This is a genomic window from Streptomyces sp. NPDC005438 (genome assembly GCF_040606315.1).
GTDB lineage: Bacteria > Actinomycetota > Actinomycetes > Streptomycetales > Streptomycetaceae > Streptomyces.
Map to the genome: position 1 here is coordinate 125717 of NZ_JBEXEP010000011.1, position 9114 is coordinate 134830.

The window sequence follows — 9114 nt, forward strand, 5'->3', positions numbered from 1 at the left end:
CACCGCACCCCGGTTCCGCGCGGCTCCCCGAGCGCCTCCGAGACGGGCCGCACAGGGCCCGGTGACGCCCGTCAACGCCGGCGCCCTCACCCGTGGCCCCGGGGCCGTTCAGCGGGCGCTCAGTACGACGACAGCAGCCCCGGCTCCTCCGGCAGCCGCAGCCCCTCACCAGCCAGCGCACGGGCCACACACACCGAGCCCCACAGGGGGTCGCCGGCCGGCTCCACCCGCTTCGCGCGGGGCAGCCGCTCGGACAGTTCCCGCTCCAGCGGTACCAGCAGCGGGGTGCCCATGCCGAACAGTCCCCCGGTCAGCGCGACCGCGCTCTCCGTGTCGGCGGGGCACACCGCCTGCGTGGAGCGGGCGATCTCCCGGGCCGCCTCGTCCAGGATCCGTCGGGCGACCGCGTCCCCGGCCACGGCGGCCGAGGCCACCTCCCGGGTGAAGGAGGCCAGCACCGCCGGCCGGTCCGTACGCGGATACAGCTGACCCGGCAGCGACCCGGCCGGACCGAACCGGCGCTCCGCCTCCGCCAGCAACGCCTCGGAACCGCCCTCCCGACCGTCGTGGGCCCGCATCGCGGCCTCCAGACCGGCCCGGCCGATCCAGGCACCGCCCCCGCAGTCGCCCAGCAGGTGGCCCCATCCGTCGGCACGCCACCAGCGGGTGAGGTCGGTGCCCAGGGCGATCATCCCGGTACCGGCCGCCACCACCGCGCCCGGCACCTGCCCCAGCGCCCCCACGTACGCGGTGACCGCGTCGGCGGCCAGGGCCAGTCGCTCCACGCCCAACGACGCGCGCAGGGCACCCGGCAACCGGGCCCGCAACTGGTCGCCCAGGGTCGCCATGCCGGCCGCGCCCACACAGGCCGCCACCACCGGGTCCCCGACCGGCGCTCCGGCCTCGGCCCGCAACCGCTCCACCAGGGGCACCAGCAGCCCGGTCAGGTGGTCGGCGTCGATGCCCTCGGCCGAGGTGCGGACCGGTTCGGGCGCCGACAGCGGGCCCACCACCGGGCCCTCGACCGGCGCCAGGGCGGCCCGCAGGCCCGAGCCCCCGGAGTCGACCCCGAGCACCCAGGGGGAGGTCACGGCAGTCGCCAGTCGACGGGCTGGGCGCCCTGCTGGGCGAGCAGTTCGTTGACCTTGCTGAAGGGGCGGGAGCCGAAGAACCCACGGTCCGCCGACATGGGAGAGGGGTGGGAGGACTCCACGGCGGGCAGCCCGCCCAGCAGGGGGCGCAGGTTGCGCGCGTCCCGGCCCCACAGCACGGACACCAGCGGCTGGTCGCGGGCCACCAGGGCCCGGATGGCCTGTTCGGTGACCTCCTCCCAGCCCTTGCCCCGGTGGGCCCCGGGCTTGCGGGGTGCCGTGGTCAGCGCTCGGTTGAGCAACAGGACCCCCTGCCGGGTCCAGGGCGTGAGGTCACCGTTGGAGGGCGGGGGCAGGCCCAGGTCCTGGCCCAGCTCGCGGAAGATGTTCACCAGGCTTCCGGGGAGCGGCCTCACCTCGGGGGCCACCGAGAAGCTCAGCCCCACGGCGTGCCCGGGGGTCGGGTAGGGGTCCTGTCCGACGACCAACACCCGTACCTCGTCGAAGGGTTGTTGGAAGGCCCGCAACACGTGGGGGCCCGCCGGCAGGTAGGTACGGCCGGCGGCGATCTCGGAGCGTAGGAAGTCACCCATCGCCGCGACGCGATCCGCCACCGGTTCCAGGGCCTTGGCCCAGCCGGACTCGACTACTTCATGCAAGGGTCGTGCAGCCACGGTCGGCCACTCTACTGGCTGTCCCATCAGGGTCGATCCGCCTTCGTACGGGGGCAGTTGGCTAACCGGCCACCCCGGGGAACCGTCAACGCGGTTCAGTCGAGCACCGCGGCCCGTACACACAGCACGTCCGGCAGGTGGGCGGTCAACTGCCGCCAGCTGTCGCCCTCGTCGTCGCTGGCGTACACCTCGCCGTTGCGGTTGCCGAAGTACAGGCCCACCGGGTCGGCGTCGTCGGTGCTCAGGGCGTCCCGCAGCACCGGACCGTAGTGCGCCCCGGCCGGCAGTCCGCGCCCCAGCTCCTGCCAGGTCGCCCCGGCGTCCTCGGTGCGGTGCACCCGGCAGCGGTGGCCGCTGGGCACCCGGTCGGAGTCGGCGTTGAGGGGGAAGAGGTAGGCCACTCCTCCCCGGCGGGGGTGGGCGGCCACCGGGAAGCCGAAGTCCGAGGGCAGCGCGTCGCCGACGGAGGTCCAGCGGTCGCCCCCGTCGTCGCTGCGGTAGACACCCCAGTGGTTCTGGAGGTAGAGGCGGTCGGGGTCCTCCGCGTCCCGGGCGATCTTGTGGACGCACTGACCGAACGGTGGATACGGATCGGGCAGAAAGTTGGCCTGAACACCATGGTTGCTGGGGTTCCAGGTGTCGCCGCCGTCGGTCGTCCGGTAGGCCCCACCGGCGGAGACGGCCACCGTCAACGCGCCCGCGTCACGGGGGTCGCACAGGATGGTGTGCAGCCCCAGCCCTCCCCCGCCCGGCTCCCACCGTTCCCTGGTGGGGTGGCGCCACAGGCCGCGCACCAGCGCGAAGCTGAGTCCCCCGTCCCCGGACCGGAACAGGGCGGCCGGTTCGGTGCCCGCGTAGACCACGCCGGGCTGGTCGGCCCCGGCCGGCTGCAACTGCCACACCCGCTCCAGGGACGTACCGGTGTCCTCGGGGAACCTCACCGCCGGCTGTCCCGGCTCCACCCAGCTGGCGCCCAGGTCGTCGGAGTGGAAGACGGAGGGGCCCCAGTGCGCGCTGTCCCCTCCGACCAGCAGTCGGGTGCCGGACCTGCGGTCGATGGCCACCGCGTAGATGGCCTGCGCGTTGAAGTGCGGGCCCTCGAACTCCCAGTGGCGGTGCCGTCGGGCGACCTGCTGGCGGGCCAGGAACAGGCCCTTACGGGTGCCGACGGCGAGCAGCACCTCGCCCATACCCACCACCTCCGAGCGCGACAGGGCGGAGAACGCCCTGTCGCCAGTCTGCACCCGGGCACCGACAGCCGCCCCCGCTGAGCGGTGCCGCCGGTGGGGCGGGTTGGCGGCAGGCCGCTCCCGTTGCCGACGACAAGCGAACCCGTCGTCCGCCGGCCGGCCCACGGGCAGGGGTCGCCCCCGCGCCGGCTCGACCCACCGGGAGCTCGCGGGGAGCGCCTGGAAAGGGTCCGGGAACCGGCGGATCTCCGCCCCTCCACGCTCACCCGTACCCCGGCCCCGACCGCAGAGCCCGCCCCCACCACCGCCATCCACCGGAGAGCAGGCCCGCACGGCCCCACCGGGACAGCCTCCGCCGAAGTCCCCTTATCCGGGTTATCCGGGCTTGTAGTAGATGGTGTACTTCCGGCTGCCCTCGGCCCCGGAGGCGAACCCCAGGCAGAGCCGTGGAGTGTCGGTGTGCCAGATGGCCAGCCCCTCGGGCTCCCGGTAGTCCAGGGAGTAGGCGGCCTGAGTCCACTCCCGCTGGCTCAGCTTCCCCGTGGGCAGGTGTACGCAGGTCAGATAGCAGTTGCCGCGCTTCGACGGGGGGTTGGCCCCGGACTCCCCGGTGTAGGCGGTGCCGGTCATGCCGTAGGCGTAGTCCCCCAACACCGCGCAGCCCTGGAAGACCTCGTCCTCGGACACGCCCGCGACCGCCACGTCGTGCAGTGCCTTGTAATCGCCCGCCTTCACGTCCACCAGACGCATCAGCCGATACCGTCGGTCGCCCCCGGACACCCGGTAATGGACGAGCAGGGTGCCGGCGACCGGGTCCACCGTCGGACGGTTGCTCGTCGAGCCGGACACCGGGTGGTGGACGGTGACCGAGTCCGCGTCGCAGTCGAGCACCGTGCCCTTGGCGTACCGCACCCGTGCGACGCCCCGCCCGTAGCCGGAGTCCGGGTTGGCGTCGGCCTCGACCCACAGGTAGGTGTCCTCGCCCTCCCGCTCCACGCCCAACGAGGCGCCGTGGCCGAATCCGCGCAGGAACATGTGGTCCCGCACCTCACCGGTACTCGGGTCGAGTCGGGTGACACACATGTCACCGCGCTTCGCACGCTCGGTTCCGGTCAGCGGCCCCGACTCGTCGTCCAGTTGTACGCCGCCCTGCATCAACTGGGCCGCGTACAGCTCCTTACCGTCCTTGTCGAAGGAGAACGACTGCATCACCGTCGCGTGGTACAGCGTCTTCCCCCTGATGTGCTGCTCGGCGGAGTGCGTCAGGTCGATGGCCCCCTCGGGCACCGCCAGAGCCGCCGGGCCGTCAGGTCCGGCCAGGGCGATGCGCGCCCCCACACCACCCGCGGCCAGCCCCAGCACCCCGCCCAGGGCGAAACTCCTCCTGCTGATCACGTCCCACTCCCCCTTCGTACCGGTCCATCGCCAGGCTGGTGCGCACGCCTCCGGCCCGTCACACGTCGTACAGCCTTCTCCGGGCGTGCTGCTGCTGCCCCCTCGTCCTCGTCAGAAACCTGACACCACGGTCGTTCACCCTCCGCTCGGCGAGACCGGGTTCCTCATGGAACACGTCCAAGCGGCGGGCGGTGTTCCCGTGGAACGGGGCGAGGAGGGGGTACGACGGCCGGCGACCGGCACCTCCGCATCCGCTCCCCCGGACGACCCCGCCCCGGGGGCGGCCCATTGGCCCCGGCGACCGCCCGGGCCCACCCGATGCGAAGCGGGCCAACCGCCCCTGTTCCAGGGCCTGTTCAGGGCCCCTCCAGGCGCTTCAGAGGGCCTTGCGCATCCGGGCGATCTCCACGGTCTGGGAGGAGCGCACCCCGTCGGCCATCTCCTCCACCCGTACGTCGTTGCCCTGGGCGCGCACGGTGCGGACCATGCTCAGCGCGCCCTTGTGGTGCGTGATCATCAGCTTCAGGAAGAGCCGGTCGAACTTCTCGCCCCGGGCCTTCCGCAGCTGGGCGAGCTGCGCCTTGGTGGCCATTCCGGCCATGCGAGGGGAACCGGAGTGGTGCTGGTGCCCGGAACTCTCCTCGCGGCCTACGCCCTTCAACCAGCCGCGCATGGCCTTGATCTCCGGCCCCTGGGCGGCGGCGATGCGCTCGGCGATGGCCTTGACCCGGGAGTCGGTGGCGTACTTCTCCGCCAGGTCCGTCATGGTGATCGCCTGACCGTGGTGGACGATCATGCCGTTCACATAGGCGACGTCGGCGGAGTTGGGCTCCCGCTCGGCCTCGCCGGCCCGCTTGGCGTCCTCGGGGGAGACGGTCCGCGCGGACTCCCCCGGCCGCTTGGGCGCGATCACCGGCGTGGAGTCCCCCGCCCCCTTGTCGTCCCCGTCCGACGACTGGTCGCAGCCCGCGAGCAGGGGGACGGCCAGGGCGAGGGCGGCGAGCACGGTCGAGGCGGTCCAGTGGGGCCGACGCTTCGTCACGAGGTACTCCGGGGGGTCGCGATGGCGAACCGTTAGATCGTGCCACGTAAGTGCGCGGGAAGAGGAGGGCGTCTCCTGTGACGTTCTCGTTGCCACCATTGATATGTACATGAGTAGCGAGATACTGCGAGGGCTGTCCGTTCGGCATTCCCAAGAGCCGTCGGAGTACCAAGGAGGACACGTTGTTGCACACCCCCACGGTGCGGCGAGGCAGACTCGGCGCGGCACTCGCCGCCCTCGGACTGGTCGCCTCCCTCTTCGCGGCCGGCCCGGCCTGGGCCACCCCCGACCCCGGCGACCAGCCCCGTACCCCGAAGGAAGCCTCACAGCAGGACCGAGAACGCACCCGGAAAGCCATCGAGAAGGGCGACATCCCGGGCGTGGACGAGGTCGTCACCAGCGACAACGTTTCCCATGTGGCCAACCTCCCCAAGGGCGCCCTCCAGGGCAACAACACCGACCTGGCCTTCCAGGGCCGGTACGCCTTCGCCGGCAACTACGACGGCTTCACCGTCTACGACATCAAGAACCCCGAGAAACCCCGCGTCGTCAGCCAGGTGCTGTGCCCCGGTTCCCAGAACGACATCTCGGTGGCCGGTGACCGCCTCTACCTGTCCACTGACTCCTCCCGCAGCGACGACTCCTGCGAGAGCACGACCCAGCCCGCCACGGAGAAGGACTCCTGGGAGGGCATGAAGGTCTTCGACATCAGCGACAAGCGGCACCCCAAGTACGTGGCGGCGGTCGAGACCGCCTGCGGTTCGCACACCCACACCCTGGTCCCCGGCCGTGGCGCGGACTACCTGTACGTCTCCTCCTACGGCCCGGACGCCACCTACCCGGACTGCCAGCCACCGCACGACGGCATCTCCATCGTCAAGGTCCCGCACCGGGCCCCGCAGAAGGCCGCACTGGTGGACTTCCCGGTGCTCTTCCCCGACGGCGGCAACCCCGGCGACGACAGCGAGGGCGGCATCTCCAAGACGACCGGCTGCCACGACATCACCGCGTTCCCCAAGCTGCGCCTGGCCGCCGGCGCCTGCATGGGCGACGGCATCCTGCTGGACATCAGCAAGCCGGCCAAGCCCCGGGTGATCGAGCGGGTACGGGACGACAAGAACTTCGCGTTCTGGCACTCGGCGACCTTCAGCGAGAACGGCGACAAGGTCGTCTTCACCGACGAGTTGGGCGGCGGCGAGGCCCCCACCTGCAACAAGGAGACCGGCCCGAAGCGTGGCGCGGACGGTGTCTACGACCTGACCGGCAAGGGTGACAAGCGCCAACTCACCTTCCGCGGCTACTACAAGATCCCACGCCACCAGGCCGACACCGAGAACTGCGTGGCCCACAACGGCTCGCTGATCCCGGCCAAGGGCCGCGACATCATGGTCCAGGCCTGGTACCAGGGCGGGGTGTCCTTCGTGGACTTCACCAACCCGGAGAAGCCCAAGGAGATCGGCCACTTCGAGCGGGGCCCGCTCTCGGACGAGGCCGCGATCTTCGGCGGCGCCTGGAGCGCCTACTACTACAACGGATACGTGTACAGCAATGACCAGAAGGGGTTCGACGTACTCAGGATCGACGACCCCCGGACGGACAGCGCCAAGAAGGTCCGTATGAAGGAACTCAACGCCCAGACCCAGCCCGACTACCGGTGAACAGGTGGGGGCACCGACACCCTGGTGCCCCCACCACCTCTCCCCCCGCCCCCGGCTTCCTGGAGCATTGACGCCGCCAGCCAGGCCGGGGGCGTCACACGTTCCGTACGGCCATGGGGGGGCTCCCCCCCACCTCGGCACGACGGCCAACGGCACCCTCGCTCAGGGGAGTTGGCCACGCGGGCTGAATGCGGGGCACCGCTCGTTCCGAGGTGTGTCGACCTGAGGCATTGACAACGCTGGGCGCCCGGCCGCCTCAGCCCCCTGCCCATCCCCCCGATGGGTGGGCACCAGGTTCCGGTGGCGCTTGGGCGCGGACAAGGAGGAAGCCGCCGTTTGAGCCCGCCCCTTAACCTCGAAACAGAAGGGCGCGCCCGACACGAGGGAGAAGAATGCCCGTTTCTTGGAAAGTTGCTTGGCCGGCCAACTCGCCGACATAAGCTCGCAGGTCAGGAAGACTGCTCCCCGCGCACGCGGGGATGGTCCCCAGCGGACGGACGACCGCATCCTGGGGTTGGTCTGCTCCCCGCGCACGCGGGGATGGTCCCGGGCCTGGCCTGAAACGGGCTTGGATGCGGCCCTGCTCCCCGCGCACGCGGGGATGGTCCCGCACCCCATGGACCGGACGCCCGCCCAAGCAGCTGCTCCCCGCGCACGCGGGGATGGTCCCCGCCACCTGGTGGTGCCCAACGTCCAGACCCCCTGCTCCCCGCGCACGCGGGGATGGTCCCAGCCCGTCCTGCTGGATGTCGAACGCCCCGGGCTGCTCCCCGCGCACGCGGGGATGGTCCCGTCGGCCCGACGCACATACCCCGGGTCCGCTCCTGCTCCCCGCGCACGCGGGGATGGCTCCCACTCCTGCAACGCCGCGATGCTCTCAGGGTCCTGCTCCCCGCGCACGCGGGGTGATCCCGCCACCCGGCCGTACCGAACACGGCCGGGTGGCCGCTCCTTGCGGCCTTGGGGGCGAGACGGGTCCCACCCCGTTCCACCCGCCGCCGCTTCCTCCGCTGCCGGCTGTGGGTGGCTCCCCCGCCTCGGTGTGACGGCCAACGACGGGCCCGCTCCGGGTAGTTGGCCACGCGGACTGTGGGGCTCGCCACCTCAGGAGACCGGGCGGCCCGCCGGTCGCGGAGGCGGCGAGACGCCCTAGACCAGCTCGGTGTCGGGGAGGGGGGCGCAGGGTTGAGGGCGGGTTCCGTCGATGGCGACGCGCTGGCCGTAGCGGGAGTGGGGGTAGTAGTCCCACACCGCGTGGTGCTGTACGCAGCGGTTGTCCCAGAACACCAGGGTGTGTGGTTCCCAGCGGACGCGGCAGTGCAGCAGGGGGGTGCCGGCGATGTGCTGGTACAGCATGTCCAGCACCGACCTGCTCTCGGCCGCCGACAGCTGGGTGATGTGCGCGGTGTAGGGGGCGTTGACGAACAGCAGCCTGCGGCCGGTCTCGGGGTGAAGGACCACCACCGGGTGCTCGGTACGGGGGGCCTCGTACCCCTCGGGCGGCGCCATGCCCTGGGAGAGCCAGGGTTGGGCGCCGTCGTGTACGGCGGTCAGGCCCTCCAGGAACTCCTTCATCCGGGGGGACAGCATGTCGTAGGCCAGGTGCATGTTGGCGAAGAGGGTGTCGCCGCCGCTGCCGACCTCGGGGGTGCGGATGAGGTAGAGCATCGACCCCAGGGAGGGTTCGGACTCGGCGGTACCGTCGGCGTGCCAGCCGTTGCCGGCCACCGCGCGGGAGCTGGCGTCGGCGCTGATCTCCAGGATGTGCGGGTCGGCGCCCTCGGCGGGGAGCACCACCCGGTGGAGGGGGCCGAACTCGGCGGCGAACCTCTTGTGGGCGGTGGGGGTGAGGTGCTGGTCGCGGAAGACCAGTACGTGGTGCTCCAGGAACGCCCGTCGTACCTCCCGGCGTTGTTCGCAGGTCAGCTCGCGGGACAGGTCCAGGCCGGTCACCTCGGCCCCGAGTACGGGGGTGAGGGGGGTGAGGGTGAGGGTCTCGTAGTCCTTGGTGGGACGGGTGGTGACCCGCTCCAGCGCGTCCAGGGCGAAGGGTTCCATGGTCGG

7 protein-coding genes and 1 CRISPR repeat array are annotated in these 9114 nt (G+C 71.9%); of the genes, 1 reads left to right on the forward strand and 6 read right to left on the reverse strand.

The annotated features are described in order from the left end of the window. Nucleotides 1-119: 119 nt before the first annotated feature. From ABZT14_RS22025 to ABZT14_RS22045, 5 genes are all read right to left on the reverse strand, one after another. Nucleotides 120-1091 carry a BadF/BadG/BcrA/BcrD ATPase family protein gene (locus ABZT14_RS22025; RefSeq protein WP_356305381.1) on the reverse strand — a complete coding sequence of 324 codons (972 nt, stop codon included), beginning with the start codon at nt 1089-1091 and terminating at the stop codon, nt 120-122. Further along, the gene (locus ABZT14_RS22030) at nt 1088-1765 is read right to left on the reverse strand and encodes a uracil-DNA glycosylase (protein WP_356305383.1); all 678 of its coding nucleotides are present in this window, start codon (nt 1763-1765) and stop codon (nt 1088-1090) included. The genes ABZT14_RS22025 and ABZT14_RS22030 overlap by 4 nt, the downstream gene beginning before the upstream one ends. 95 nt (nt 1766-1860) lie before the next feature. Further along, the gene (locus tag ABZT14_RS22035; RefSeq protein ID WP_356305477.1) at nt 1861-2955 is read right to left on the reverse strand and encodes an exo-alpha-sialidase; all 1095 of its coding nucleotides are present in this window, start codon (nt 2953-2955) and stop codon (nt 1861-1863) included. A gap of 375 nt (nt 2956-3330) precedes the next feature. Beyond that, nucleotides 3331-4350 carry a teichoic acid biosynthesis protein C gene (locus tag ABZT14_RS22040; RefSeq protein ID WP_356305385.1) on the reverse strand — a complete coding sequence of 340 codons (1020 nt, stop codon included), beginning with the start codon at nt 4348-4350 and terminating at the stop codon, nt 3331-3333. Between the two features lie 376 nt (nt 4351-4726). Then, nucleotides 4727-5392 (reverse strand): DUF305 domain-containing protein, encoded by a 666-nt coding sequence (locus ABZT14_RS22045; protein ID WP_356305387.1) that lies wholly within the window; start codon nt 5390-5392, stop codon nt 4727-4729. A 200-nt stretch (nt 5393-5592) separates the two neighbouring features. On the opposite strand from ABZT14_RS22045, the gene ABZT14_RS22050 reads away from it, so the two are divergent. Further along, entirely contained in the window at nt 5593-7050 is a 1458-nt protein-coding gene (locus ABZT14_RS22050; protein ID WP_356305479.1) for a hypothetical protein, read from the forward strand. Nucleotides 7051-7508: 458 nt separating this feature from the next. Continuing rightward, nucleotides 7509-7964: direct repeats of the CRISPR family, unit length 29 nt; unit sequence CTGCTCCCCGCGCACGCGGGGATGGTCCC. Between the two features lie 235 nt (nt 7965-8199). Here ABZT14_RS22050 and ABZT14_RS22055 read toward each other — a convergent pair. Continuing rightward, nucleotides 8200-9108: a TauD/TfdA family dioxygenase gene (locus tag ABZT14_RS22055; protein WP_356305389.1), complete on the reverse strand. Its 909-nt coding sequence runs from the start codon at nt 9106-9108 to the stop codon at nt 8200-8202. Nucleotides 9109-9114: the final 6 nt, after the last annotated feature.

Coding starts and splice junctions, on each gene's coding strand:
- ABZT14_RS22035 (WP_356305477.1), bottom strand. CDS start 2,955: ATGGGCGAGGTGCTGCTCGCCGTCGGCACCCGTAAGGGCCTGTTCCTG.
- ABZT14_RS22055 (WP_356305389.1), bottom strand. CDS start 9,108: ATGGAACCCTTCGCCCTGGACGCGCTGGAGCGGGTCACCACCCGTCCC.